The organism is Nonomuraea sp. KM90, from assembly GCF_052246675.1.
Taxonomy (GTDB): domain Bacteria; phylum Actinomycetota; class Actinomycetes; order Streptosporangiales; family Streptosporangiaceae; genus Nonomuraea.
In genome coordinates this window covers 359,653-386,083 of sequence record NZ_JBQQCB010000003.1, presented here as the reverse complement: position 1 = coordinate 386,083, position 26,431 = coordinate 359,653, and the positions used below count along the sequence as shown (strand labels likewise).

23 protein-coding genes and 1 pseudogene are annotated in these 26,431 nt (G+C 71.9%); 12 read left to right on the top strand and 12 right to left on the bottom strand.

Annotated elements, in window-relative coordinates; translation table 11 throughout:
• The 4 genes from ACTWPW_RS06270 to ACTWPW_RS06255 form a co-directional block, all read right to left on the bottom strand.
• On the bottom strand, positions 1-464 hold a 464-nt coding region (locus ACTWPW_RS06270), incomplete at its 3' end, for a carbohydrate-binding protein (protein ID WP_443168152.1).
• Positions 461-2,026 carry a chitinase gene (locus ACTWPW_RS06265; RefSeq protein WP_443168151.1) on the bottom strand — a complete coding sequence of 522 codons (1,566 nt, stop codon included), beginning with the start codon at positions 2,024-2,026 and terminating at the stop codon, positions 461-463. The genes ACTWPW_RS06265 and ACTWPW_RS06270, both read right to left, overlap by 4 nt.
• Before the next feature lie 284 nt (positions 2,027-2,310).
• A complete protein-coding gene (locus tag ACTWPW_RS06260) occupies positions 2,311-4,137 on the bottom strand; it encodes a M14 family zinc carboxypeptidase (RefSeq protein ID WP_443168150.1) in 1,827 nt (608 codons plus the stop codon).
• 72 nt (positions 4,138-4,209) lie between these two features.
• The gene (locus ACTWPW_RS06255) at positions 4,210-4,902 is read right to left on the bottom strand and encodes a nitroreductase family protein (protein WP_375115107.1); all 693 of its coding nucleotides are present in this window, start codon (positions 4,900-4,902) and stop codon (positions 4,210-4,212) included.
• A gap of 94 nt (positions 4,903-4,996) precedes the next feature.
• Between ACTWPW_RS06255 and ACTWPW_RS06250 the strand changes: the two are divergent.
• Positions 4,997-5,368, top strand: a pseudogene (locus tag ACTWPW_RS06250) (Lrp/AsnC family transcriptional regulator); the annotation flags it as partial.
• A gap of 114 nt (positions 5,369-5,482) precedes the next feature.
• Here ACTWPW_RS06250 and ACTWPW_RS06245 read toward each other — a convergent pair.
• Genes ACTWPW_RS06245 through ACTWPW_RS06235 form a run of 3 tightly spaced genes read right to left on the bottom strand, consistent with a single transcriptional unit; the run spans position 5,483 to position 8,362 of the window.
• Positions 5,483-6,082 (bottom strand): hypothetical protein, encoded by a 600-nt coding sequence (locus ACTWPW_RS06245; RefSeq protein WP_375115106.1) that lies wholly within the window; start codon positions 6,080-6,082, stop codon positions 5,483-5,485.
• A complete protein-coding gene (locus ACTWPW_RS06240; protein ID WP_375115105.1) occupies positions 6,079-7,470 on the bottom strand; it encodes a selenium-binding protein SBP56-related protein in 1,392 nt (463 codons plus the stop codon). The genes ACTWPW_RS06245 and ACTWPW_RS06240 overlap by 4 nt, the downstream gene beginning before the upstream one ends.
• Before the next feature lie 31 nt (positions 7,471-7,501).
• Positions 7,502-8,362 carry a TIGR03619 family F420-dependent LLM class oxidoreductase gene (locus tag ACTWPW_RS06235; protein WP_375115104.1) on the bottom strand — a complete coding sequence of 287 codons (861 nt, stop codon included), beginning with the start codon at positions 8,360-8,362 and terminating at the stop codon, positions 7,502-7,504.
• Positions 8,363-8,452: 90 nt separating this feature from the next.
• Between ACTWPW_RS06235 and ACTWPW_RS06230 the strand changes: the two genes are divergently transcribed.
• The 3 genes from ACTWPW_RS06230 (at position 8,453) to ACTWPW_RS06220 (ending at position 11,216) form a co-directional block, all read left to right on the top strand.
• Positions 8,453-9,658, top strand: coding sequence for a serine hydrolase domain-containing protein (locus ACTWPW_RS06230; RefSeq protein ID WP_375115103.1), 1,206 nt, complete (start codon positions 8,453-8,455; stop codon positions 9,656-9,658).
• 49 nt (positions 9,659-9,707) lie between these two features.
• Complete coding sequence (leuE, locus tag ACTWPW_RS06225; RefSeq protein WP_375115102.1) at positions 9,708-10,361, top strand: leucine efflux protein LeuE; 654 nt, start codon at positions 9,708-9,710, stop codon at positions 10,359-10,361.
• A 213-nt stretch (positions 10,362-10,574) separates the two neighbouring features.
• Positions 10,575-11,216, top strand: coding sequence for a VC0807 family protein (locus ACTWPW_RS06220; RefSeq protein WP_375115101.1), 642 nt, complete (start codon positions 10,575-10,577; stop codon positions 11,214-11,216).
• On the opposite strand, the gene ACTWPW_RS06215 is transcribed toward ACTWPW_RS06220, so the two are convergent.
• Together ACTWPW_RS06215 and ACTWPW_RS06210 are read right to left on the bottom strand one after the other, a co-directional pair.
• Positions 11,124-12,095 carry a hypothetical protein gene (locus tag ACTWPW_RS06215; RefSeq protein WP_443168149.1) on the bottom strand — a complete coding sequence of 324 codons (972 nt, stop codon included), beginning with the start codon at positions 12,093-12,095 and terminating at the stop codon, positions 11,124-11,126. The genes ACTWPW_RS06220 and ACTWPW_RS06215 overlap by 93 nt on opposite strands.
• Positions 12,088-13,296: a sensor histidine kinase gene (locus ACTWPW_RS06210; RefSeq protein ID WP_443168148.1), complete on the bottom strand. Its 1,209-nt coding sequence runs from the start codon at positions 13,294-13,296 to the stop codon at positions 12,088-12,090. The genes ACTWPW_RS06215 and ACTWPW_RS06210 overlap by 8 nt, the downstream gene beginning before the upstream one ends.
• 391 nt (positions 13,297-13,687) lie before the next feature.
• On the opposite strand from ACTWPW_RS06210, the gene ACTWPW_RS06205 reads away from it, so the two are divergent.
• The 8 genes from ACTWPW_RS06205 to ACTWPW_RS06170 all read left to right on the top strand — a co-directional run bounded on the left by ACTWPW_RS06205 (position 13,688) and on the right by ACTWPW_RS06170 (position 23,031).
• Positions 13,688-14,305, top strand: a complete 618-nt coding sequence (locus tag ACTWPW_RS06205) for a DedA family protein (RefSeq protein WP_375115098.1) — start codon at positions 13,688-13,690, stop codon at positions 14,303-14,305.
• Positions 14,306-14,341: 36 nt separating this feature from the next.
• Positions 14,342-15,142 carry a DMT family transporter gene (locus ACTWPW_RS06200; RefSeq protein WP_375115097.1) on the top strand — a complete coding sequence of 267 codons (801 nt, stop codon included), beginning with the start codon at positions 14,342-14,344 and terminating at the stop codon, positions 15,140-15,142.
• 71 nt (positions 15,143-15,213) lie between these two features.
• Positions 15,214-16,419: a glycosyltransferase gene (locus ACTWPW_RS06195; protein ID WP_375115127.1), complete on the top strand. Its 1,206-nt coding sequence runs from the start codon at positions 15,214-15,216 to the stop codon at positions 16,417-16,419.
• Entirely contained in the window at positions 16,416-17,108 is a 693-nt protein-coding gene (locus ACTWPW_RS06190) for a DUF998 domain-containing protein (RefSeq protein WP_375115096.1), read from the top strand. Before ACTWPW_RS06195 ends, ACTWPW_RS06190 begins: the two co-directional genes overlap by 4 nt.
• Before the next feature lie 59 nt (positions 17,109-17,167).
• The gene (locus ACTWPW_RS06185; protein WP_443168147.1) at positions 17,168-17,911 is read left to right on the top strand and encodes a hypothetical protein; all 744 of its coding nucleotides are present in this window, start codon (positions 17,168-17,170) and stop codon (positions 17,909-17,911) included.
• On the top strand, positions 17,908-18,648 hold the full coding sequence (locus ACTWPW_RS06180) for an isocitrate lyase/PEP mutase family protein (RefSeq protein WP_443168146.1): 741 nt from the start codon (positions 17,908-17,910) through the stop codon (positions 18,646-18,648). Before ACTWPW_RS06185 ends, ACTWPW_RS06180 begins: the two co-directional genes overlap by 4 nt.
• Before the next feature lie 7 nt (positions 18,649-18,655).
• Positions 18,656-21,484: a BTAD domain-containing putative transcriptional regulator gene (locus tag ACTWPW_RS06175; RefSeq protein ID WP_443168145.1), complete on the top strand. Its 2,829-nt coding sequence runs from the start codon at positions 18,656-18,658 to the stop codon at positions 21,482-21,484.
• A gap of 35 nt (positions 21,485-21,519) precedes the next feature.
• Positions 21,520-23,031: a DHA2 family efflux MFS transporter permease subunit gene (locus ACTWPW_RS06170; protein ID WP_443168144.1), complete on the top strand. Its 1,512-nt coding sequence runs from the start codon at positions 21,520-21,522 to the stop codon at positions 23,029-23,031.
• A 31-nt stretch (positions 23,032-23,062) separates the two neighbouring features.
• On the opposite strand, the gene ACTWPW_RS06165 is transcribed toward ACTWPW_RS06170, so the two are convergent.
• From ACTWPW_RS06165 to ACTWPW_RS06155, 3 genes are all read right to left on the bottom strand, one after another.
• Complete coding sequence (locus tag ACTWPW_RS06165) at positions 23,063-23,971, bottom strand: serine hydrolase (protein ID WP_443168143.1); 909 nt, start codon at positions 23,969-23,971, stop codon at positions 23,063-23,065.
• Positions 23,972-24,088: 117 nt separating this feature from the next.
• Positions 24,089-24,961, bottom strand: coding sequence for an alpha/beta hydrolase (locus tag ACTWPW_RS06160; RefSeq protein ID WP_375115091.1), 873 nt, complete (start codon positions 24,959-24,961; stop codon positions 24,089-24,091).
• A 15-nt stretch (positions 24,962-24,976) separates the two neighbouring features.
• Entirely contained in the window at positions 24,977-26,371 is a 1,395-nt protein-coding gene (locus ACTWPW_RS06155; RefSeq protein ID WP_375115126.1) for an NAD(P)/FAD-dependent oxidoreductase, read from the bottom strand.
• Positions 26,372-26,431: the final 60 nt, after the last annotated feature.

Below are 26,431 nucleotides of genomic sequence, written 5' to 3'. Positions count from 1 at the left end.
GTGTAGCTGGTGCTCGCGGCGCGGCCGCTGTCGGTGTAGGTCGTGCCGGTCCCGGTGGTCACCAGGGTGCCGCCGCGGTAGACGTTGTAGCCGGTGACGCCCACGTTGTCGGTGGAGGCGTTCCAGGCCAGGGAGACGCTGCTGGAGGTGACGCCGGTCGAGCGGAGATTGCCGGGCACGGACGGCGCCGCGGTGTCGGTGCCGCCGCCCGAGCCGGCCTTCCAGAGCGCGGGCACGTTGGGCGGCTCCCAGCCGGGCTGGGAGGTGTGCGCCTGCAGGCACACGTAGTCGACGCCGTTGTAGGTGACGACCGCGCCGGTGGCGTACGCGGTCCACGGGGCCCAGGCGGCGGCCAGTTGCTGCACCGCTCCGTACGCCGCGGGCGCGCCGGTCGCGAGCCCGGCGCCGGTCAGCGCGAGGACCAGGCCGGTCGCCAAGGCGGTGAGTCTGCTGCGAAGTCTCATGGCATTCCCTGGAGGTGGGGCTTGACGGTCTTGGAGAACGACCAGTTGTTGCTCGCGTCCCAGTTGATGGACCAGGTCATCGCGCCCCTGATGTCCGGGTAGGCGCGCGGTGGCACGAAGGTCCCGCAGCCGGTGCGCTTGGCCAGGCAGTCGAGTGCCTGGTTGACGAGGGAGGGGGCGACGATGCCGCCGCCGGCGGCGCCCGGTCCGGCCGGCAGGCCCAGCGCCACCTGGTCGGGACGCAGGCCGTTCTCCAACTGGATGCAGGCCAGCGCGGTCATGAAGTTGACCGAGCCCTGCGCGTACGCCTGGGCCTGGTCGCAGCCGAGCATGGAGCCGGAGTTGTAGAACTGCGTGTGGACGACCGTGAGGATGTCCTTGATGGACAGGGCGAGCTTGAAATACTCCATCCCGGTCGACTGCATGTCGATGGTCTGCGGGGCCATGGTGATGATCAGCCCGGAGCCGGCCTTGGCCCGCAGCGACCGCAGCGCCTGGGCCATGTAGGTGGCGTTGAGGCCGTTCTCCAGGTCGATGTCCACGCCGTCGAAGCCGTAGCTCTGCATCAGCGCGTACACCGAGTCGGCGAACCTCGTCGCCGCGGCGGCGCTCGCGACCTGCACCCGGCCGGCCTCGCCGCCGACGGACAGGATCACCTTCTTGCCGCGCTGGTGCAGGGCCTGCACGTCGGCCCTGAACTGGGCGTCGGTGTAGCCGCCCACGGCCGTGGCCAGGCCCGGGTCGACCGCGAAGACGACCTCGCCCGCGGTGGCCGTGGCCTCGCCGAACGCGATCGCGACCAGGTCGTACTCGTTCGGCACCGCCGACAGCTTGAGCTCCACGGCGGGGTTGACGAAGTTGTGCCAGTAGCCGGTGAGGAAGTGCCGGGGCAGCGTCCCTCCCCCGCCGGTGCACCCGGAGGTGGTGGCGGTGACGTCCTGGCCCGGGGACTCGCCCTGGGCGTTGTACGCCTTGACGGTGTAGGTGTGCGTCTCGCAGGTGCCGAGCCCGGAGATCGTGGCCGTGGTGGCCGTGACCGCGGCCTTGACAGCACTGCCTTCGTAGACGCGGTAGCCGGTCACCGTACCGCTGGAGGCGCCCCAGCTCAGCGCGATGCTCGAGTTGGTGACGGACGCGGTCGCGGTGCCGGGCCGCCCGGGGACGCCGGGGTTCGTGCCGCCCCCGCAGGAGGCGCCGTTCAGGGTGCAGCCGGTGATTCCTGGGAAGTTGCCGGGGCTGCCGTTGAAGCCGAAGCTCGCGCTGGCGCCGGGTGCCAGCGGGGAGGCCCAGCTCGGCGGGGTGAACGTGTAGTGCTGCCCGTTCCGCGCCATGACGGCGTCCCAGGCGGAGGGGATGGTGAAGCCGGTGGGGACGTCGAACTGGACGTTCCAGCCGGACATGGCGGTGGTGGTGCCGTTGGTGACGGTGACCTTGCCCTCGAAGCCGGAGCCCCAGTCGGCGACCTTGACGAAGGTCGCGGTGGCGGTGGCGGCGTGGGCGGGCAGGGCCTGGAGGCTGAGTACGACGGTCGCGAGCGCCAGGAGGATCGCGCGTAATCTCACGGGTTCGTCCTTCGGGGGGTGTTGCGTGCCGTACGGCTTGCACCGGGGGGTGAGAGCGCAAGCCGTACGGCACGGCCCGCGGAGGTGAAACACGGGCCTTGGGGGGTGTCGGCGCGGGTTAACCTTGCAGAGGCTGTCAGGCTTTGTCCGATTGAAGATTACTTTTAGGAAAGTTTCCTAAGAGTTGTCGCGATCGTAGCTTTGACACCGGATGCTTACAAGACCCAAAACACGACTCCGCCGCACAGGATCGGAATCCCGTGCGGCGGAGCGGCGGCGCCGGTCTACGGTTGCTGGGTGATCCGGACGTCGTCCACGCCCGCCTCCACCAGGGAGGCCCCCGAGGCGTCGGCCGTGTCGACGAGGATGCGGACGGTCTGGCCCGCGAACGCGTTCAGGCTCGCCGTGGCCGTGGCCCAGGCGCCGTTGCGGTTCGAGGCCGCGCCGGCCTGGTTGAGCACCGTGGTGGTCGTGCTGCCGACCACGCGGACGCGGAAGTAGTCGGCGCTGGAGGCGTTCGAGCCGTGCGCCAGATACCAGGAGAAGGACAGGTTCAGCGCGCCCGTCGTGGGGAGCGTGATCGGTGGCGACTGGATCGAGGTGACGCCGCCGTCGACGTCGTACGCGCCCGCCGACGAGCCCGCCAGCCGGCCCGTGACCAGGTCGTTCGTGCCGCTGACCGCAGTGCCGAGCTGCTTGGCGCCGCTGGAGGTGGTGGCCTCGGGGTCACCGCGCTCCCACTGGCCGAGGGTGGCGGTGTCGGTGCCGCCCGGGTTGACCGTCCAGCCCGTGGCCGTCTCGAACGTGTCGGAGTAGACGGTCACCGGCGGGTTGCCGGTCCCGCAGTACTGGGCCTCCTTGCCGATGATGCGGTAGACGCAGTCCGAGTACTCGAGGAAGCGCAGCACCGCTTCCCTGTTGCGGGTGGTCTGCGGGCCGATCTGCTCGTCCGGCGGGTAGAAGCCGGGGCTGGAGCCGGTCGGGTACATCTCGAACGTGAAGCTGAAGATCTTGTAGACGCCCCACATCCAGTCGTCGATGGTCCCGTCGGTGATGTAGAGGTCGCTGGCCTGCTCGGGGGTGTAGCCGTTGGTCGAGGCCATGTTCTGGCCGAGGGTGGCGTGCGCGTCGCGGTCGTCCTGGGTCAGGCCGGGCGCGGTGTCGTTGAAGGTGTAGCCGTAGGGCCACAGGATCAGCTCGCTGTAGGTGTGCCAGTCGATGTGCGACCTGATCTGCTGGACCCCGCCGACCACGCGGCTGCGTACCCAGTTGGCCGCCGCCCTGACCTCGGGGGCCGACTCCGCGCTCGCGCCGCGGTAGGTCTCGCTGGACGTCGTGCCGGAGGAGCCGCCGCAGCAGCCCCAGTTGTAGGCCCAGTTGCGGTTCATGTCGGTGCCGACGGCCGAGGAGCCGGAGTTCGGCTGGCGGTTCTTGCGCCAGGAGCGGTAGGAGCCGGTGGCGATGTCGTACTCGCCGCCGTCCGGGTTCATGTCCGGCATGATCCAGATCTCTCTGGTGTTCACCAGGTTGGTGATCCGGGAGTCGGTGCCGTAGTTGTCGGCGAGCAGGTGCATGATGTACAGCGCCATCTCGACCGTGAGGTGCTCGCGGGCGTGCTGGTGCGCGGTGAATAGGACCTCGGGCTCGTTCTCGTCCGTGCCCACGTTGTCGCTGATCTTGATCAGGCGTAACTGCCTGCCCTCGTACGACGTGCCGTACGTCGTCTGGCTGACGATGTTCGGCCGGGCCGCGACCAGGGCGTTGATGTTGGCGGTCATCTCGGCGTAGTTGTGATATCCCGAGTCCGCCGGCGGGAAGTCAAACGCGTCGACGGACGGGGGTGTCGGGCGCGGCACCTCCGACACCCGGTAGCCGAGCCGCTTGATCGCGGACACCTCGGCCTCCGTGGCCGTGACCAGGACCGAGTCCGTGGCCACCTCCTCGATGGCGGCTCCGGTCGCCGCCACCGCACTGCGCTGCTGCGCGTTCGCCGGGCCCGCCACGCGATACTGCTTGTTCGGTGGCGGTTCCGCGAAGGCGCCCGCCCCGGTCATGCCGGTCAGGCTGATCAGGCTGAGGGCTGCCAGCAGGATGACAAAACGGCGTTTCACGTCGTCCTCCCCAGGCGCTCGGGCTCGGGTTGTCAACCGGCGCCTGAACGAAGAGTGATGACGTTGGTTGCCCTAGGAAAGGCCCAAATTTCCGGACATGGTGACAAGGGCTTCCCGGAGGGGTTTCCGGATCAGGTCGGGCACTTCGGCACCCTCGGCCGCGTAACCGACGGGGAACAGGATGTAGGGCCGCTCGTTGGGCGGGCGCCGGCAGATCTCGCTGAGGAAGGCCATCGGGTTCGGCGTGTGGGTGAGCGTGCACAGGCCCATCACGTGCAGCGCCGTGATGAACAGGCCGCAGGCGATGCCGACGCTCTCGTTGACGTAGTAGTGCCGGACCTTCCCGCCGCCGGGGGTCGGGCCGTACTTCTCGGCGAAGCACACCACCAGCCACGGCGCCACCTCCAGGTAGCCCTTGTCCGAGGTGGTCCCGATCGGCTCCAGCGCCGAGCGCCACTCGGGCGGCAGCCGGCCGCCCTCGTAGTTCTGCCGCTCCTCCGCCTCGGCCGCCTCGCGCACGCGCCGCTTCGTCTGCGGGTCGCCGATCGCCACGAACTTCCACGGCTGCTGGTGCGCCCCCGACGGCGCGGTGTTGGCGGCGCGCACGGCCAGCTCGACGCACCGGTACGGCACCGGCTCGGGGCTGAACGCCCGCACGCTGCGCCGCCGGTCCACCAGCCGGTGGAACTCCTCGCCGCGCCTGACCATCTCCTCTGGCTCGTAGCGCTCCGGCGTGTAGCGAACGTGGGGATACTGGTGCTCCATAAGATCCGAAGTCTCGGCACGGGTGGCGAATCTGACAACAGCTTCCTTCGCGTGCTGCCTATTCGACAGTCGAAGCGGACTTCTGGAGACGGATATGCCAGCACGCCGGCGTGGCCTCGACGATCTCGACCTCCGCGTCCTCCGCCTGGTCGCCGAGCGCCCGCGCAGCGGCCTGCTGGAGTTCGCCCGGTTGCTGGGGGTGGCGCGCGGGACCGTACAGGCCCGGCTGGACCGCATGACCGCCGACGGCGTGATCACCGGCTTCGGCCCGGACCTGTCCCCCGCCGCCCTCGGCCACCCCGTGCAGGCGTTCACCACGCTGGAGGTCGAGCAGGCGGCCCGCGAGCACATCTCCAGGACCCTGGAGTCCATCCCCGAGTTGCTGGAGGCGTACATCGTGACGGGGCCCGGCGACGTGTGGTGCCGGATCGCGGGGCGCGACCACGAGCACATCCAGCAGGTCATCGACGCCATGCTGACGATCCCGGGGGTGCGGCGCAGCACGACCGTCATCACGCTGTCGACCGTGGTGCCGCACCGCGTACTCCCGCTGGCCGCCAGGGAAGCGACCGGCGGCCGGTCAGACCTGGACCAGCGTGATGATCCCCGCAGCCACCAGGGCCGCCGCCCACATGCGGTCCACGTTGAACCAGGCGCGCCGGAGCACCGTCAGCCCGGCCACCTTGTAGACGATCACAGCGATCCCCCCGGCCACCACGAACATGGCCAGCGTGTGGAGGGCCGCCACCCCCAGGCCGCCGGAGGCGGCGTGGCCCGCGTGACCCTCGGCCCGCAGACCGGTGAAGACCGGCAGCAGCATCAGCCCGGCCCCGTGCGCCGACGACATCAGGAACGACCAGCCGGCCAGCTGCCACAACGACAGCCGCATCCCCACCCACCGGAAGTGCCGGCGCGACAGCAGCCGCCACAGGCCGAAGCCCACCAGCACCAGCCCGCCGCCGACCGACAGCACCGTGCCGGTGACCAGGGAGCCGGTCGCGGCGACCACGAGCGCCACCAGGGCCACCGAGGCGAGGTGGCCCAGGGCGATCATGGGGATCGACTGCAGGAGCCGGTCCAGGCTGCGTTCCTGCAGACCGCGGGCCACGGCGAAGAGCCAGCCCATGGCGGGGTTGAGGCCGTGGAAGGCGCCGAGCAGGAGCACCGCGGCGAGGGTCACGGGTAGCAGTAGGAGTCGGAGGAGGCGTCACCGCCCTGCAGGCGCACCTGGTGGGGGCGCAGGCCGCGGAAGTCGTCCCCGTGCGGGAAGAAGCGGGGGTCGAAGGTGAACGACTCCGTGTCGATCCTGGCCATCCAGGCGCCCACCCCGTCCGGGTAGAACTGGTCGTCCCAGGCGCCGTACAGGGAGTTGGTCAGGTAGACGCGGCGGCCGTCGCGGCTGACCTCGACCATCTGCGGCCCGCCGCGCAGCGGGAGCCCGGGCTGGGCCGGGTGCGTGGCCTGGCGCGCGATGCCGCCCGCCCGCAGGGAGCCCAGCTCCACCGGCTTGTACGGGTCCGACACGTCGTACTGCTTGAGCTCCCCGGTCCCCCAGCACGACACGTACAGGCGCTGGTCGTCCACCGACAGCGCGATGTCGGTCACCAGCGGCGGCACCGCGCCGAACGGCCGCAGGAGCGGCGGCAGGCGGTCGGCGTCGGCCGGTTCGGCGGGGATGGAGATGACCTTGCGCGCCTGCCACCGGCCGTCCTCGTGGAACCAGAGCCAGACGGACGCCGACAGGTCCTCGACGCTGATGGCCACGCCGACGAAGCCGTACAGGCGGGTCGGGTCGTGGGCGGGGCGCAGCTCCAGCGGCATCTGGTGCTCGTCGCCCAGGTCCACCTCCTGCAGGTGCGCGCGCTTGCGCAGGTCCCAGAAGTGCAGCTTGTGGCCGTATTTGCGGCCGAGCAGCAGCTCCCCGACGATCCCGTCCTCGATCATCGACGGCGTGCCCCACTCCGAGGAGATCAGCACGTCCTGGTTGATGTGCCACCAGAAGTCGTAGGCCAGGTACTGCGGCCCGCGGTCCAGCTCCCACTGCCCGACCACGTCGAAGGAGGTGTGGTCGAGCACCGCGATGCCGCCCGGCCCGTCCTGGCCGTCGGCGCCCCCGAGGGCGGAGACGTACAGCCCCTCGGGGCCGCAGTGGACGGTGTGCGGGCGCGAGTAGCCGGCGCGCCGGGCCAGCGTCTCCGGTTCGATGACCTTGACCAGCTCCGGGCTGATCCGGTCCTTGGTGTCGTAGATGTGGATGCGCGAGGAGCGCAGCCCCGGCACGACGAGGTAGCGGCGCTCGACGTGCGGGTGGGGCGCGTTCGGGCACAGGGCGCTGCTGCAGGCGTTCCAGCCGAAGTGGTGCAGCTCGTCACCGGTGTTGGGCAGATCGGTCCAGCCCGCGACCGTGCCGTAGCCGGGCGAGGACTGGTCGGTGTCGATGACGGCCAGCGCGTCCGGCCGGGCGGCGGCCCGGTCGAACGCGGCGACGTAGGCGAGTTTCTCTTCCGGAGCGGCGGCGGCGTCCCTCGGGGAGGGGTAGAACGTGGGATCGGGAGTCCAGAGAGTCATCTCTCCAGATATAGACCGATTCCCTACACGGTCAATAGGTAATGATCTCCTGGATGCGGCCGATCAGCTCCTCCGCGTCGGTCTCGAACGGCTGCCAGAACACGTGGTCGGCGCCGAGCGCCCGCGCCTGTGCCAGGTCCTCGGCCACCTGCTCGGGCGAGCCGGTCAGGGGCATGCGCTCGTCCAGGGGCCGGTCCGTGATCGGGCCGTTCACCTGGAGCACGAGCGGGCCGGGGCCCTTGCCGTACGCCTCGACGGTCTGCCTGAGCTGGTCCCAGGCGAACACCACCACGGACAGCCCCAGCCCGAGCGCGACCGCCCGCTCGATCGCCGCCGGCGCCGCCACGCCCGCCAGCAGGGTCAGCCCCGACGGCTTGGGGCCGATCTCCGCCTCGGGTATCGAGTAGAAGCGGCCGGAGAAGCTCACCGGGTCGGGGCCCCAGCATGCCCGCATGGCCTGGAGGTGCTCCTCGAAGCCGGCCCCGCGCCGCTTGGCGGGCACGCCGGCCGCCTCGAACTCCTGCGCCATCCAGCCCTGCCCCAGCCCGATCATGGCCCGGCCGCCGCTGAGCCGGTCGAGGGTGGCCAGCCGCTTGGCGAGCACGACCGGGTTGTGGAACAGGGCGTCGACGACGCTCGTACCGAGGCGGATGGTGCTGGTCCTGCCCGCGACGTACGCCAGCGTCTCGAGCGGGTCGTAGACGGAGCCGCTGTGGTCGGGCAGCGGCACGGGCTGGTCCAGCCCCAGCATCCACGGCTGGGCGGGCCGCAGCAGCCGTTCGTAGGTCCATACCGCCCCGAGCCCCGCGCGCTCGGCGTCCTGCGCCATCCGCACGATCTGTTCCGGGTCGGCGTGCCGTCCCGACGTCGGGAGGCCGATTCCGAAGTCCATGTCCAGCTCCTTCCTGTCTTCGTATCCGACCCTGAGTGGGCCGGAAAGTCATCGGTTTACAGGCGGCCTCTTTCGTGATGCATTCGGGAAATGACCGTGCACGGCACTTGCGATCCCCGGTTCTCCCAGGTGGCGGAGGAGTTCGAGGCCAATCTCGCCCAGCGTGGGGAGGTGGGGGCGTCGGTGTGCGTGATCGTCGGCGGTGAGGTGGCCGTCGACCTGTGGGGCGGGCAGGCAGCGCCCGGCGTTCCCTGGGCGGACGACACGATCGGGCACGTCTGGTCGTGCACCAAGGGCGCGACCTCGCTCTGCGCCCACATGCTGGCCGCGCGCGGCGACCTCGACCTGGACGCGCCGGTCATCCGCTACTGGCCCGAGTACGGCGCCTGCGGCAAGGGCGGCACGCTGGTGCGGCACCTGCTGGCACACCAGGCCGGGCTGCCCGCGCTGCGCGAGCCGCTGCCGCCGGGCGCGTTCTACGACTGGAAGCTGATGGCCGGGCGGCTGGCCGAGCAGGAGCCGTTCTGGGAGCCGGGGAGCAGGCACGGCTACCACGCGCTGACGTTCGGCTTCCTGGTCGGGGAGGTCGTGCGGCGGGTGAGCGGGCGCTCGCTCGGCACGTTCTTCCGCGAGGAGGTGGCCGAGCCGCTCGGGCTGGCCTTCTGGATCGGGCTGCTACCGGAGGAACGAGAAAGCAGAGTCGCGCCGACGATTCCGGCGGATCCGCCGGAGGCGCCGCCGTCGTTCTACCTCAAGGCGTTCAGCGATCCCTCCTCGATGTCCGCGCTGGTGCTGGCCCACGAGGGCGGGTACATGGCGCTCGGCGAGTCGGACAGCCGGGCCGCGCACGCCGCCGAGATCGGGGCCGTCGGGGCGATCACGAACGCGCGGGGGCTGGCGGGCATGTACCGGCCGCTGTCGCTGGGCGGCGGCGACCTGGTGAGCCGGGAGCACCTGGCCCTCATGGCGCAGACCGCCTCGGCGGGGACCGACGCGGTGCTGCTCGCGCCGACGCACTTCGCGCTGGGCTTCGTGAAGTCGGTGGACAACCGGCATCTCCCGCAGCCCGACAGCGAGGGCGCGCTCATGTCGGACACCGCGTTCGGGCACGTGGGGATGGGCGGGTCGGTCGGGTTCTGCGATCCGGCGGCGCGGCTGGCGTTCGGCTACACCATGAACAAGCAGTTCGCCGGGCTCGGCATCAACCCGCGGGGCCAGGCCCTGGTGGACGCGACATATCGGGCACTCGGCTACCGGCAGGCCTACGGGGGGATCTGGTACGCCCCCGGGGATTAATCACGCGATACCGTGATATGTCACCTGTCCTCACCCAGGAGCGAGCGGCATGTTCTTCGGTATCAAGGATTTCTGGGCCTACGTCGTCGGCGCCTTCCTGATCATTCTCCTGCCCGGCCCGAACTCCCTGTACGTCCTCACCTTCGCCGCCCGGAACGGCGTCCGCCGGGGCTACCGGGCCGCCGCGGGCGTCTTCGCCGGCGACACCGTGCTGATGTTCCTCGCCGCCGCCGGCGCCGCCTCCCTCCTGCGCTCCAACCCGCTGCTGTTCACGATCGTCAAGTACGCGGGCGCCGGCTACCTGGCGTGGATCGGCTTCCAGATGATCCGCGGCGCCTGGAAGGCCTGGCGCTCCGACGAGACGGCGGCACCGGCCGAGGCGCCCGTACCCGGGGCGGAGGGCCGCCCGTTCCGCAAGGCCCTGACGATCAGCCTGCTGAACCCGAAGGCGATCCTGTTCTTCGTCTCGTTCTTCGTCCAGTTCGTGGACCCCGGCTACGCCACCCCCGCGCTGTCGTTCGTCATCCTGGGCTCGGTCATCCAGCTCTTCAGCTTCCTCTACCTGACCGCGCTGATCTTCGGGGGCTCTTTCCTGGCCGGGCAGTTCCGCCGCCGCCGCAGGCTCAGCGCCGGCCTGACCTCCGGCGTCGGTGCCGTTTTCCTGGGGTTTGGCGCGAAACTTGCCACCGCGTCACTCGGATGAAAGCCGCATTCAAGGCAGCACTGTTTTCGTGGAGACAGATGGAACGAGTCAAAAGAGGCAGTCGCACCACCCCGCCTCGGGTACGGTAGGCCACCGGCGTGCTTCCCGGGACAACGGTGATGACGCTCTGGTGACACCGAGCGGTCCATCCGGAAAGCCTGGTCCCCCGAAGCCCGGGTAGACGCTGATCGTCGGCCTATCTGCGGAGCAGCCTTGAACCATTCTCCGGTTACCCTCCCACGCCTCACCGCGCTCGCCCGGCAGGCGACTCCCCGGCTGCTCGAGGGCGTCGTGGCCCCACTGGCCGTGTTCTACCTGGCCATGGTCATCCTCGGCTTCAAATGGGCGCTAGCCCTGACCGTCGCCTGGGTCTACCTAGGAGTCGCCTGGCGGCTGGTCAAGCGGGTCAAGGTGCCCGCCACCATGTGGCTGGCCGCGTTCGCGATCACCATCCGGGCGATCGTGGCGTTCTGGACCGGCACGTGGATGTGGTTCTTCATCCAGCCGGAGATGGGCACGATCTGCATCAGCATCGCCTTCCTCGCCTCCGTCCGGCTGAACAGGCCGCTCGTGCAGAAGCTCACGCTCGACTACATCCATCTGCCGTCGGCGGTGCTCAAGCACGAGCGGGTGCGCCGGTTCTTCGCCAGGATCACGCTGTTGTGGGCGTTCGTGCTGCTGATGAACTCGACGCTGAGCATCTTCCTGGCGGTCTACGAGTCGCTGGCCGGCTCGCTGGGCGCGTTCATGGTGCTGCGCACCTCAGCGGTGGCCGTGATAAGCGGCACGGCGATCACGTTCTCGATCATCGCCTTCAAGCGGCTCCTGCACCGGCTGCACGTCTCCCACGCCTGACCGCTCGGCCAGCAGGAACGCCCCGCACATCCCCATCACGAGCCCGGCCAGCAGACCGAACAGCTCCACGAAGTCGGCCGCGCCGCCCGCCCCCGCGCTGAGCGGCCCGCCCGCGGACCTGACGATCATGGCGTAGAGGCCCCACGCGAACAGCGAGCCCGAGCCCAGCCAGGCCAGGACCAGCGGGCGCCAGAACGGCCCCCGGCCCCATCGCCCGACGACCGCGACGAGCGCGGCGGCACCGCCGATCGCCAGCAGGCCCTTGAACCCGTTCTGCACCGCGGCGGCGACCGGCCCGTCGAACACCCACCACAGCCTGACCCCGCCGATCAGCGCGGCCACCGGCAGCGCGCCCCAGGCGACGACCGCCTGCAGGGACCTCGTCGGGCTGGGGAAGGCGTGGCAGACACCCGTGGTGAAGACGGCCGGCCAGCGGTCGCGGGCGTAGAGGGCGAAGGCCGTCATCAGACCGGCGCCCTGCCCCACGAACCCGCCGTAGACCATCAGGTAGACCCACGGCTCGATGGGGCCGCCGGCGAAGACGGCCGTCCCGGCGGCCGCCACGACGATCGGCGCGCTGACCGCCACCACCGACAGCAGGCCCGTGCCCACCCACAGCGGCAGCAGCACCAGCCAGGCGGGCAGCCGCGCGCCCCAGCTCATGGTGAAGGCCGTCGCCAGCACCAGGCCCACCGCGTCCATGCCGAAGGTCATCGCGTTGAGCCCGGCCATCGCGGGATCGCTCATCAGGTCCGGATCGCTCACGCCGATCGGGCTGCCGGCCAGCCAGAGGACCTTCAGCGTGAGGTAGGGCAGCATGGCGGCGACCGCCACGACGGCGGCGGTGCGGCGGCCGATGCCCGGTGTGTGTTCAGCCATGTCCCGAGCGTCGCTCGTCCGGCGGCGGGTTCCCTCCCGACCGGTGGGGATCCTTCTCCCCCTCGCGGGGGAGGGTCACGGTCAGCTCGAAGCCGTCGCCCACCGGGCCCGCCGCGAGCGTGCCACCGGCCAGGCGTACGCGCTCGCGCAGGCCCGCCAGCCCCAGCCCGCCGGACCGCCCCGTGGGCCGGGAGCGGGCCGGCCCGTTGCGTACGCGGACGCGCAGCGGCGAGACCGACACCTCGACGGCGGCCCCCGGCGCGTGCTTGGCGGCGTTCGTGAGGCCCTCCTGCACCACGGCGCGGGCCAGGCCGGGCACCGGCCCCGGCGACAGGTCCAGCGTGATCGACATGCCCGAGTCCGTCGCCCGCCGGACCAGCTCGGACACGTCCTCCCCCACGGGGGACAGCGGCGCCGCGTCGGCGTCCTCGCGCAGCAGCCCGATGATCTGCCGCAGCCGCTCCGTGGCGTCCGCCGCCGCGATCCGCAGCTCCCCCGCCGCCTTGACCTGTGCCGGGGCCAGCCCGGGGGCCAGCTCCAGACCGGCGGCCCGGACCGCGATCAGGGCGAGGTCGTGGCCGAGCGAGTCGTGCATGTCCCGCGCGATCCTGGCCCGCTCGCGCAGCCTGGCCTGCGCCTCCGCCGACAGCCTGGTCTGCCGCCGCTGCTGCAGCAGCTTGCGGCGCAGCACGCCGCACAGGTAGGGCACGAGATAGGTGCCGACGAGCGCGGTGACCATGGACACCCACAGAGCCAGGTCACCGCCCATCCTCAGCACCACGGTCACCCCGACCAGCGAGATCAGGCAGAAGGCCAGCAGGGCCGGCCACGCGCGGGCCATGCGCCGCCCGGTCAGGTACGCGTACCAGATGATGAACGGAGACGTCGCCAGCAGCGGGAAGATCTTCACGTTCCGCCGGGGCAGCAGCCAGCTCAGGTCCACGGTCGCGAACCCCTCGCTGAACTGCCACGGCCCCAGCGGCAGCAGCAGCACCAGCGCGGCCAGCGGCCAGGGCCGGCCGACGAGCACGGCCACCGCGGCGAGCCCCACCCTGGGCGCCGTCACCATGCCGAACCCGGCCGGATCCTGGAACGGATCGGGCCCCATGGCGGCGACGAAGATGCCGAGCACGACCCAGAGCAGCAGGTCGTAGACCACCTGGCGGCGGCTTTCCCGGCGGAGAGGGCGCAGACGCTTCACCGCACCGACGTTATCCGCCGCGCTCGCGGGCGGGTGCCGTCCGAAGTCAGGCGTATCCCCTGACGAAAGTCAGGGTGGAGTACGAGCCACCCGTCACGGTAGGGCTAACCCCACCCCGAAAGCGCCTACCTCCACTCCTGTGTCCGCCTGCGGAAACCGGTTTGATCGATGGTGTCACCCGGAGGTGGCGGGCGGGCCCCCGACGAAAGTAGGGGGTAGCGCGTGCCGATCGTCCGATGTGCCGTGACCTGCGGAGTTTCTACCTTCATGGGGTACCGGCCCTGACCCCTGTAAGGGAAAGGGCCGCGTTCGACCCGGGGCATCCCCGATGTGCCCGGCCGTCCCGCACCGAGACGCTGTGTGGGTGCCCTGACGATCGGAGTTCTCTCTTATGTCGCACGCCATCCTCGACCTGGTCCAGCAGGCCATGTCGTCACCGTGGCTGTACGCCGCGATCTTCGCCCTCGCGCTGCTCGACGGGTTCTTCCCCGTCGTGCCCGCCGAGACGTCCGTCATCACGGCGGGGGTCTTCGCCGCGTCCGGTGAGACGAACCTGGCGCTGGTGATCGTGGTCGCGGCGCTCGGCGCGTTCGCCGGGGACCACATCTCCTACCTGATCGGCAAGAAGTCGGGCGGGAGGCTGCGGGAGAAGAAGGCGTTCGTCTGGGCGCGGCAGGCCCTGGCCGAGCGGGGCGGGCTCGTCCTGGTCGTGGCCAGGTACATCCCCGGCGGGCGGACCGCGACCACGCTCACCATGGGCGCGGTCCGGTATCCGCGGCGCTCGTTCACCTTCTTCGACGCGATCGCGGCCGGCTCGTGGGCGGTGTACTCCGGGCTGATCGGCTTCTTCGGCGGGATGGCGTTCGAGAACGACCCGATCAAGGGACTGCTGCTCGGGCTGGGCATCGCGCTGTCCATCACCGCCGCCGTGGAGGTCGTGCGATGGCTGCGGAAGCGGCGCGCCATCCAGGCTTCCTCAGAACGTCTTCCGGCGGACACGTCCGTTTGACCCTGCCTGGCAACTATCCGTCTGAAAGGAGTGCGCATGACTGTGCTGGCCGCGGTGATCGCCCTGGTCGGTTCGCTGTTCTTCGCGCTCGGGGCCGCCCTGCAACAGTTCGAGGCGGTCGGCACCGCCAAGCCGGGGCTGCTCGCGCTGCTGCGGAGGCCGCGCTGGCTGCTCGGCGGCGTGTCCATCCTGGCGGGTGGTGGCCTGCACATCGTCGCGCTCGGACTCGGCCCGCTGACCATCGTCCAACCCATGGGCGTGGCGAGCCTGCTGTTCGCGCTGCCCCTGGCCGCCACGCTGCACGGCCGCAGGCCGGAGCGCAAGGAGCTGGCGGCGGCGGGGGTGGTGGCGGCCGGGCTGATCGGCCTGGTGCTGCTGGTCCCCGAGTCCGACGGTCCCACCTACCTCAGCCCCGACGGCGTGCTCACGCTGCTGGGGGTGTCCGGGGTGGCGGCGGTGCTGCTGTGGGCCGGCTCGAAGGCCGCCTCGCCCGCCTGGCGGGCGGCCCTGCTGGCGACCAGCTCCGGCGTGCTGTACGGCGCCACCGCCACCCTCATGCGGGTGCTGGTCGACGGCGCCTGGAACTGGTGGTACCTGCTGGCGCTGCCGATCCCGGCCCTGCTGGCGCTGATGATGCTCCAGCGGGCCTACGCCGTCGGGCACTTCGGCGTCTCCTTCGCCTCGCTGCAGATCGCCGACCCGCTCACCGCGGTGGCGTTCGGCGCGCTGCTGCTGGGCGAGCCGCTGCCGACCGGGATCCTGCCGGTCATGGCGGCCCTGCTGACCGCGGCGGGCACCGTGGCCCTGGCGCGGACCAGCCCGCTGGAGGCCCATTGATGTTCCCCTTCCTGTCCCTTCCTTCCGGCTCTCCCCAAGCCGCTGCGAAATCGGAGTTCACCGAAATGGCCATGCCCCTCCACACCGTCCCCGACGTCGCCTCCCTCTCACCCGCCCCCGAACGTCCCCGCCGGATCCTGATCTCGTCCGACACCTATCCCCCCGACGTGAACGGCGCCGCCTACTTCACCCACCGCCTGGCCACGGGCCTGGCCGCGCGCGGCAACGAGGTGCACGTGGTCTGCCAGTCGGACCAGGGCCCGGCCAGCGCCGACGTGGTGGACGGCGTCGTCGTGCACCGGCTGCGCTCGGCGCCGCTGGTGGTCCACCCGACCATGCGGGTCACGGTGCCGACGCGGCTCGACCGGCTGGTCGCCTCCATCAAGCCCGACGTGCTGCACACCCAGGGCCACTTCGTGGTCGGCCGGGCCGCCATCGCCGCCGCCCGCCGGGCCGGCGTGCCGATCGTGGCGACCAACCACTTCATGCCCGACAACCTCTTCCAGTTCGCCCACATCCCCGACCGCCTGCGGACGAAGGCGGGACAGCTCGCCTGGCGCGACTTCAGCCGGATCTTCAGCCGGGCCGACCACATCACCACGCCCACCCCGCTGGCCGCCAAGCTGCTGGCCGACCAGGGGTTCGCGCGCGAGGTCGAGCCGGTGTCCTGCGGGATCGACCTGACCAGGTTCCACCCGCACGCCGAGCCCAAGGCGTGGGCGCGCAAGATGTTCGACCTGCCCGACCGGCCCACGGCCCTGTTCGTCGGCCGCCTCGACGAGGAGAAGCGCCTGGACGAGCTGATCCGCGCGCTGCCGCTCGTCCTCAACGAGACCGACGCGCAGGTGGCGCTGGTCGGCAAGGGTAACCAGCGGGGCGAGCTGGAGCGGCTGGCCAAGCGCATCGGCGTGAGCGAGAGGGTGTTCCTCCTCGGCTTCGTCCCCGACGAGAACATGCCGCAGGCGTTCGCCGCCGCCGACGTGTTCGCCATGCCCGGCGTCGCCGAGCTGCAGAGCATCGCCACGCTGGAGGCCATGGCCTCGGGGCTGCCCGTGGTGGCCGCCGATGCGATGGCGCTGCCGCACCTGGTGGACGAGAACGGCTACCTGTACGAACCGGGCGACGTGGTCGGCCTGGCCCGGCACCTGACGACCATCCTCACCGACGAGGACCTGCGGGTCAGGCTCGGCAAGGCCAGCAGGGAGCTGGCGCTCACCCACGACGACCAGTCGTCGCTCGCCCGGTTCGAGCGGATCTACGATGAGGTGGCTCAATGACGCCAGGCCAGAGTGTCTGGGGCACCGTGATCGGCACGGCGGTGTCCGCGGGCGCGCTCGCGTACGCACAGGTCGCGCTGCCCACGCAGGTTCTGCTCAGCGACTACGCGCTGGTCTCCGGCGGGCTGATGCCCGTGCTGGTCGGGATGCTGGCACTCGCGGGGGCGTGCCTGAGTCTCGCCTACGGCCTGGCGGCCACCGACCCGGCGCGCACCGCGCCCACCAGGGTGCTGCTGATCGCCGGAGCGGCCGGGCTGATGATGAGCGCGATCTTCCCCACCGACCCCGGCACCTCGCAGGTGGGCTCGCTGTCCGGCGAGATCCACCGCTGGTCGGCGGCGGTCGTCTTCACCTCGCTGCCGGTCGCCGGCTGGGTGCTGGCCCGGGGCCGCGCGGCGGCGCCCCGGTGGAACGCGGTGCGCGCCATGAGCGTGGCCTCCGCGGTGACGCTGGCGATCTACCTGGCGGCCCATCCGGCCACCATCACGTCGACACTGATCAACGGCGGCGCCTACTACGGGCTGCTGGAGCGCGCCGTGGTGCTGGCCGAGATGGTTTTGCTCACGGCCATGGCACTGGCCATCGCCGCGGGCCGGAGCGGCGTACGCACCGAGGTGGCCCCGGCGGAGCCGGCCGAGGCGGAACGACGGCCGGAGCACCCCGGGCAGCAGGAGCGGCTCGCCGCCTGACGACTTACCGCCGGAACACTTCGACCGCCGCCGAAAGGATCTCGTCCTAGCGTGAACCCATGCTCATCACACGTCATGCCGAAGCAGTGGCGGTCCTCGCCGACCCCAGGTACGTGCCGCCTCCCGTACGCCAGGACGGCGCGCAGGGGACGCTGGCCTGGCTGCGCGCCCGGGTGTCGCGGTTCAGCACCGGCGAGACGCACGCCGGCCGGCGCCGCGAGCTGGTCGAGCTGCTGGACCAGGTCGACCCCGGCGCACTGCGCGCGGAGGCCGAAACCATGACCAGGCGACGCGGCGGAGACTGGCGCGGAGTCCCCACAGCGGTGCTCGGCGCCGCGCTCGGGGTCGAGGACACCCGCGCCGTGCCCGCCGCCGCGGCCGGCTACCTGTCGGGCGAGGAGAGCCCGCGGGCCGACGCCGCCGTCGCCGAGCTGCTGGAGCGGACCGGCCTCCCCACGATCACGCTGTTGCTGCAGGCGCACGCCGCCACGGAGGGCCTCGTCGAGAACACCCTGGAGCGGGCCCGCCCCGGCGACGACATCGACGCGCTGCTGCACGAGACGCTCAGAGGGAACCCGCCGCTCAAGGCCACCCGCAGGCTGGATCAGCTCACCGGCGACGAGGTGACGATCGACCTGGTAACCGTCAACCGGGACGGCGACGTGTTCGCCGAGCCGGAGCGGTTCGACCCGACGCGCGGCCGGACGCCGCACCTGACCTTCGGCCACGGCGTACGCCCCTGTCCCGCGCCCGCCCACGCGCTCGCGCTGGCCGCCGGGGTGCTGGAGGGCCTGCTCACGTGAACTTCCACGATCTGCACCGCCCCGGCGACCCGCTGGTGCTGCCCAACGCGTGGGACTACGGCTCGGCCGCGTTCCTGGCCGCGCACGGGTTCCCGGCGATCGGCACGACCAGCCTCGGCGTAGCCGCCGTGCACGGCAGGCCGGACGCGGCCGGCGCCACCAGAGCCGAGACGATCGAGCTGGCCGAGGCCATCAGCGGCCTGGGCGTGCTGGTGACCGTGGACGTCGAGGGCGGGTTCAGCGACGACCCGGCCGAGGTGTCCGACCTGGTCGCGGGCCTGGCCGCGCTCGGGGTCGCGGGCGTCAACCTGGAGGACGGCCGCCCGGACGGCACGCTGCGCCCGATCGGGCTGCACCAGCGGATCATCGAGGCCGCCAGGGGACACGGGGTGTTCGTCAACGCGCGTACGGACACGTGCTGGCTGCGGACCGGCGACACGCGCGAGCGGGTGCGCGCCTACGTCCACGCCGACGGGATCTTCGTGCCCGGGCTGAGCGACCCGGACGAGATCGCGGAGGTGGCCGCGAGCACGCCGCTGCCGCTCAACGTGCTCTACCAGCCGGGCGGCCCCTCGCTGGCACGGCTCGCCGAGGCCGGCGTGGCCCGGGTGAGCACCGGGTCGCTGCTCTACCGGGCCTCGCTGCGGGCGGCGCTCGCGACGGTGCTGGCGGTCCGGGACGAGCCCGCACCACGGATGCCGACATATGCCGAGATCGCCGATAGCTTGCCGCGATAATCGAGGCATGCGCTTCCAGATCCTCGGGCCCACCACCGCACTGGGCGAGGACGGCGAGCCGGTCACGCTCGGCGGCCCGCGGGTGCGTGCCCTGCTCACGCTGCTCGCCCTGCACGCCGGCCGCATCGTCGGCGCGGAGCAGCTCGTGGACGGCATGTACGGCCCCAGGCCCCCCGAGGGCGTGGCCAACGCGCTGCAGTCACAGGTGTCCCGGCTGCGCCGGGCGCTGGGCCGGGACCTGGTGGAGTTCCATCCGGCCGGATACCGGCTGGTCGCCGATCCCCGGGACGTGGACGCGCGCAGGTTCGAGCTCCTGGCCCGGGAGGGCCGGCAGGCGCTGGCCGGCGGCGAACCGGGGCGGGCGGCGACGCTGCTGCGCGAGGCGCTGGAGCTGTGGCGGGGCGCGCCGCTGGCCGACGCCCCGCACGCCGAGGCCGCCGCGGCGGCCCTGGAGGAGCTGCGCCTGACCGCCACGGAGGACCGCGTGCAGGCCGACCTCGACCTGGGCCGGCACCGCGATCTGGTGGCCGAGCTGCGCGGGCTCATCGCCGCCCACCCGCTGCGCGAGCGGCTGCGCGCCCAGCTCATGCGCGCCCTGTACGGCAGCGGCCGCCAGGCCGAGGCGCTGGCCGTCTACGACGAGGCCAGGAAGCTGCTGGACGAGGAGCTGGGCGTCGAGCCGGGAGCCGAGCTGGCCGCCGCGCACCTGGCCGTGCTCAGGGCCGACCCGGCGCTCGGGGCCCCGCCACCCCCGGCGTCCGGGCAACGCTCCCGGCAGGGGCTGCGGGCCCAGCTCACCAGCTTCGTGGGCCGGACCGAGGAGCTCGCCCGGCTGGGCGACCGGCTCCGGGACAACAGGCTCGTCACGCTGATCGGGCCGGGCGGGGCGGGCAAGACGCGGCTGGCGATCGAGGCGTCCGCCCGGGCGCCGGGCGACGTGTGCTTCGTGCCGCTCGCGCCCGTCTCCGACGCGGAGGGCGTGCCGCACGCCGTGCTGGCCGCGCTCGACATCCGCGACGCCTTCCTGCACGCCCCCGACCGGCCCACCCTGGACCCCGTGACCAGGCTGGTCACCGCGCTGGCCGGGCGTGAGCTGCTGCTGGTCCTGGACAACTGCGAGCATCTCGTCGCGGCCACCGCCGAGCTGACCGACCACCTGCTGGCCACGTGCCCGGGGCTGCGCGTGCTGGTGACCGGGCGGGAGGCGCTGGGCATCACGGGCGAGTCCATCCTGCCCGTGGCGCCGCTGCGGCTGCCGCCGCCGGAGACGGTCAACCCGCTGGACTACCCGGCGGTGCGGCTGTTCGCCGACCGTGCCGCCGCCGTCCGGCCGGGTTTCGCCGTGGACGCGGGGAACGGCGCGCAGGTCGTACGCATCTGCCGGGCGCTCGACGGGCTGCCGCTGGCGATCGAGCTGGCGGCGGCGCGGCTGCGGACGCTGCCGGTGTCCGACGTCGCGGCCCGGCTCGACGACCGGTTCCGGCTGCTGACCCGAGGCAGCCGTACGGCGTTGCCGCGGCACCAGACGCTGCGCGCGGTCGTCGCGTGGAGCTGGGACCTGCTGGACGAGGACGAGCAGCGGATGGCCCGGCGGCTGACCGCGTTCGCGGGCGGCGCACGGGCCGAGGCGGCCGAGCGGGTGTGCGGGCTGCCGGAGGAGCTGCTGTTCTCGCTGGCGGAGAAGTCGCTGGTGGAGTTCGTGGACGGCCGGTTCCGGATGCTGGAGACGATCCGGGCGTTCTGCGCGGAGCGGCTGATGGAGTCGGGCGAAGGGGACACGCTCCGCGACGCGCACGCCGCGTACTACCTCGACCTGCTGCTCACGGCCGACCCGAAGCTGCGCACCGCCGACCAGCTGGAGTGGCTGGCCCGGCTGGACGAGGAGAGCGGCGAGCTCGACGCGGCCGTGCGCTGGGCGACCGAGACGGAGCGGTTCGAGCTGGGGCTGCGGCTGCTGGCGCACAGCGCCTGCTACTGGTGGATGCGCGGCCACCGCGTCACCAGCGCGAACTTGGCCACCGGGCTGCTGGCCGCGCTCGGCGACACCCGCTTTCCGGCGCTCGACGAGGAGTACGTCATGTGCGTGCTCGTCTCGGCGTGGACCGGAGGGCTGGACGAGCTCCTGCGCGCGCGGCTGGACGAGGTGCGGCACCTGCTGCCGATCGATTACCTGCCGGCGCGGGTGGAGTTCCTCATGATGCTGCTGTCGATGTTCACCGGGCCGCCCGCGGACTTCGAGATGACGTACGAGCTGCTCAAGCACAAGCGGGTGCGAGATCTGCCACCCTGGCAGAAGGCGCTGGCCTTCGGCGGGCAGGCGTTCGTCCTGCAGGTCATCGGCCGGCTCGACGAGGCGGTGGCCCAGTTCGAGTCGAGCCTGGCGGCGTTCAAGGCCATCGGGGAGCGGTGGGGCATGGTGCTGATCCTGTCCGGGCTCGGCTCCCTGCGCCAGCTGCAGGGCGACTACCGGGCCGCGCACGCGCTGACCAACGAGGCGCTCGCGCTGGCCCGCGAGCTCGGGGCGAACACGGAGATCGCCGAGGGCCTGTGCCGCAGGGGCGACGCGCTGATCCACCTGGACGACACGGAGGGCGCGCGGGCCGACTACGAGCGCGCGGCCGAGCTGGCGCGCAGGAACGGCTCGACGGAGAACCTGGCCTGGGCCTACCTCGGCCTGGGCGAGGTGGCGCTGGCCCGCGGCGACCTGGACGAGGCGCACGAGCTCCTCACGCTGGCCCGCGAGACGTGCCCCGTCGGCTGGTACAGCACCGAGGAGACCCGCGCCCGCATCACGGCCGCGCTGGCGGAGGTCAGCCGGGCCGTCAGCGAACGGTAGGCCCGCCGTCAGCCGCCCTCCCGAGAGTGGGCGGCATGAAGAACAAATGGTCCTGCCTGGCCATCGCCTGCCTGGCCACGCTCCTGCTCTCGCTCGACCTCACGGTGTTGCACCTCGCCCTGCCCAGCCTGGTGGCCGATCTCGGCGCGACCTCCACGCAGCTGCTGTGGATCGGCGACATGTACGGCTTCGCGCTGGCCGGCCTGCTGGTCACCATGGGCAACCTGGGCGACCGCATCGGCCGCAAGCGCCTGCTGCTGATCGGCGCGGCCGCGTTCGGCGCCGCCTCGGTGGTCACCGCGTACGCGCCGAGCGCCGAGCTGCTGATCGCGGCCAGGGCCCTGCTGGGCGTCGCCGCCGCCACGATCATGCCCTCGACCCTGTCGATCGTCCGCAACGTGTTCACCGAACCCGGCGAGCGGACCGCCGCCATCGGCATCTGGAGCGGGATGAGCGCGGCCGGCTTCGCCATCGGCCCGGTCGTCGGCGGCCTGCTGCTCGACCACTTCTGGTGGGGCTCGGTCTTCCTGATCAACGTGCCGATCATGGTGCTGGTGATCGTCGGCGGCATCGCGATGCTGCCCGAGTCGAGAAACCCGCACGCGGGCCGGATCGACCTGGTCAGCGTGGCCCTGTCCGTCGCCGGCATCGTGACCACCATCTACGCGATCAAGGAGGCCGCGCACAAGGGGCTGGAGCACGCCGACGTGCTGGGGGCGGGCGCGGCCGGGATCGCGCTGCTGGCGTTGTTCGTGTGGCGGCAGACGCGGCTGGCCGAGCCGCTGATCGACGTGCGGCTCTTCGGGCGCAGGGCGTTCAGCGCGTCCATCCTGACGAACCTGCTGGCGATCTTCGCCATGTCGGCGATGATGCTGATGTTCGCCTGGTACCTGCAGCTCGTGCTCGGCTGGTCGCCGCTGCAGGCGGGGCTGGCCCAGCTGCCCGGCGGCCTGAGCGGCGCGGTGGGCGGGGTCCTGGCCGCGAAGCTCATCCAGCACATCGGCAGGAACGGCGTGGTCGCGCTGGGCATGGCCATGAACGCCGGTGGGTTCCTCTACTACGCCACGCTCGGCGCCGAGCTGAACTACCTGATGCTGCTGCCCGTGATGGTGATCCAGGGCATGGGCGTCGGGTTCGCCTTCACCGTCAACAACGACAACGTGCTGGCCACCGCGCCGAGGCAGCGGGCGGGGGCCGCCGCGGCGGTGTCGGAGACGGCGTTCGAGCTGGGTGGGGCGCTCGGCATCGCGATCCTGGGCACGGTGCTGACCAGCGCCTACCGGGCCAACCTGGAGCTGCCCGCCGCGGTGCCGGGTGAGGCCGCGCGGGAGTCGCTCGCCGGGGCGCTGAGCACGGCCGCGGCGCTGCCCGCCGAGCAGGGCGGGCAGCTCGTCCGGGCGGCGCAGGACGCCTTCCTCGCGGGCATGCACCTGACGTCGGTGGTCACGGCGGGCCTGCTGGCCGTGGTGACCGTGCTCGCGCTGGTGGGGCTGCGCGGCGTGCCGAAGGAGATCCCGGAGGAGGTCCTGACCGCGGCGCGCTCCTGAGCCTCGGGCGACGGGGCTCAGGCGACGGGGCTCAGGCGATGGGGTTCGTCGGGCAGGGGCGGGTGGTCGTCGGGGAGAGGCCGTCGAGCCGGGCGCCGATGAGGCGGGCGATGCCCTCGATGGTCTGGATCCCCGTCCCCTCGCCCGGCTGCCGGTCCGTCTGCACCGCCAGCAGCAGGTCCCGCCCCGGCCCCTCAACCCGGCCGTAGCTGGTCACGGCCCACGTGTTGTGGATGAACGGCCGCGGCGTCCACCCGTTCTTGAGCGCCACCCGGTCCCCCGGCCGGGCGGCCGCGCTGACGCCCCACGCCTGGTCCCTCTGCACCCGCCCCATCAGCCCGAGCACCATCCCCCGATCGGCCGCGGTCAGCCCCTTGCCCCCGTTGACCAGCACCTTCAGCAGCCGGATCCGGTCGGCGGGGCTGGTGTTGGTGCCGCCCCAGAACTTGCTCGGCCCCGGCGTGGTCTCCTTCAGCCCGATCCTGCGGTAGAAGGAGCTCATGGCCCCGCCACCCCCGACGCGCGACCACAGCGCGTCCGCGGCGCTGTTGTCGCTCTCCCTGATCATGCGGGCCGCCAGGTCCCGCTCGCCCTCGCCGAGGCGGCCGTCCCGCTGGAGCAGCAGCGCGGCGAGGATGTCCACCTTGGCCCCGCTCGCGGTGATCATGTCGTGCTCGTGCTCGCCGTGGCCCAGCCTGGCCCCCGTCACCAGGTCCAGCGCGCCGTAGACGACGCGGCCCGGGCGGCGGCTCACGTACCGGGCGATGTCGCGTTCGAGCCGGGCGCGGGCCACGCTCCCGGCGCGGTTGTCCGGGAACTTCAGCAGGCACCGCGCCACCTTGACCGGCGCCCGCACCGCGACGGGCACGACCGGCGCCCGCTCGGCCCCGCACGCCGTCGCCAGTGCCAGCCCTGCCCAGAGCATCCACTTCGCACGCACCCGCAAACCCCCGAGATGTCGTCGGGGGTCGTACGGATCATGCCCGGACCGGCGGCCGGGCCCATCGCACCAGGCGCTTTCCTGGTCAGACCTTCAGCACGACCTTGCCGACCGCGCTCAGAGGTGCTCGGCCAGGAAGTCGGCGGTCGCGTCCACGGCCTGCGTGACGTACGGCTCGCGGTCGTAGAGGTCGATGTGCTGCTTGGCGTCCACCCAGACGATCTTCTTCGGCTGGTCGAGCCGCTTGAACACCTCCTCGGCCCCCTCGGGCGTGCAGAAGCGGTCCACGACCCCGTGCACGATCAGCGCCGGCTTCGGAGACAGGAAGTCGCTGCCCATCATGTTGTCCATCGTGAGCAGCTCCAGCACGCTTGCCCTGGTCACCTCGTTGGACCAGAGCGGCGAGAGGCCGCGCTCGGTGCCGTAGTAGGCGTACGGCTCGTCGCCCGGCATCGCGGCCTCGCCCCGCTCCGCGACGGCGGGCAGGTATTCGACCGGCCCGCCGAGGTCCCGCCGCTCCTGCACCTCCGCGAAGGACCGCAGCGCGGCCTGGTAGTCCATGCCGGACCGCATCGCGTAGGGGTTGTTGTACGCCCCCGCGATGCCCGCGAACACCCGCACCCTGGGCTCGAAGGCAGCAAATTTCAGTGCGTATCCCCCGCCGAGGCAGATCCCGACGGCCCCGATCCGCTCCGGGTCCACCTCGGATCGCGACCGCAGGAACGACACCGCCGCCCGCAGGTCGTGCAGCTTGCCCTGCGGATCCTCGTGGCGGCGCGGCTGGCCGTCCGACTCGCCCCAGTTGCGATGGTCGAAGGCCAGCGTGGCGTATCCCCGCTCCGCGAGCCGGGCCGCGTACAGGCCCGTGACCTGGTCACGCACCCCGGTGAACGGCCCCGTGAACACCAGCCCCGGCCACGGCCCCGCGCCGGCCGGCACCCGGAGGTCCCCGGCCAGCGTGAGGCCGTCCGCGACGAACTCAACTCTCATAGGCACAAGTGTGCGCTATGAGTCGAACCCGAGCCCCATCCGATCGAGCGCCCGCAGCCACAGGTTGCGCTTGCCCTGGTGCTGGTCGGCCTGCGCGATCGACCAGCGGGTGAACTGGATCACCCCCGACCGCACCGGCTCCGGCGGGAACGGGATCGGCTTCTCCTTCACCATCCGCAGCTCGGTCCGCTCGGTGGGCTCGCCCGACAGCAGGTCCAGCATGACGTTCGCGCCGAACCGGGTGGCCCCGACGCCCATGCCGGTGAAGCCGGCGGCGTAGGCCAGCCGGCCGCCGTGCGCCTGCCCGTAGAAGGCGCTGAACCGGCTGCAGGTGTCGATCACGCCGCCCCACCTGTGGGTGAAGCGCACCTCGGCGAGCTGCGGGAAGGTGTCGTAGAAGTGCCGCGCGAGCTTGACGAACGTCTCGTCGCGCTGGTCGTACTCCGGCTTGACCAGGCCCCCGTTGTAGTAGACGGCGTCGTAGCCGCCCCACAGGATCCGGTTGTCGCCGGTCAGCCGGTAGTAGTGGAACTGGTTGCCCGAGTCGCCCACTCCCTGCCGGTTGCGCCAGCCCACCGATGCGAGCTGGTCCTCGGTCAGCGGCTCGGTCATCAGCGCGTAGTCGTACACCGGGACCACGAAGTGCTTGAGCCGCCGCAGCAGCGGCGGGAACACCCCGGTGCCCAGCGCCACCTGGCGCGCGCCCACCGCGCCGTGCGGCGTGCGCAGGCTGATCGTCGTGCCGTCGTCGTGCATCGAGCGGACCGGGCTGCGCTCGTGGACGCGCACCCCGAGGCGCAGGCACGCCTCGCGCAGGCCCCATGCCAGCCGCGCCGGGTCGAGCATGGCGCACCCGCTGCGCTCCCAGAGCCCGCCCAGGTAGGTCGGCGAGTTCACCTCGGCCCGCACCTGCTCCTGATCCAGCGGCAGGTAGTCGAGCCCCAGGTCGGAGATCAGGTCGAGGTGCTCGCTCAGGCCCTCGACCTGCCACGGCTCGGTGGCCACGTGCAGCTCGCCGGTGCGCTCGAACGAGCAGTCCACGCCGTAGCGCTCCAGCGTCGCCTCGATCTCGTCGAGGTTCTCGACGCCCATGCGTTCCAGCCGGTCGATCTCCTCCGGCCACCGCTCCAGCCCGTTGGCCAGGCCGTGGGTGAGGGTCGCCATGCAGAACCCGCCGTTGCGGCCGGTGGCCGCCCAGCCGATCCTGCGGCCTTCGAGCAGGACCACGTCGAGCGAGGGGTCGCGCTCCTTGGCCATCAGGGCCGTCCACAGCCCCGAGAAGCCCCCGCCGACGACGACCAGGTCGGCGGTGGTGTTTCCGAAGAGCCGCGGTCGCGGCTCGGGTCTGGCCGGGCTGTCCAGCCAGTACGGCTTGCGCTCCGCATCAGCCAGCGCCTTCAGCGGATCCACAAATCCCACTTCCCTTACGAAAGTCTGAGTTTTGAAATTGCGGGACCAAATAGGTGATCA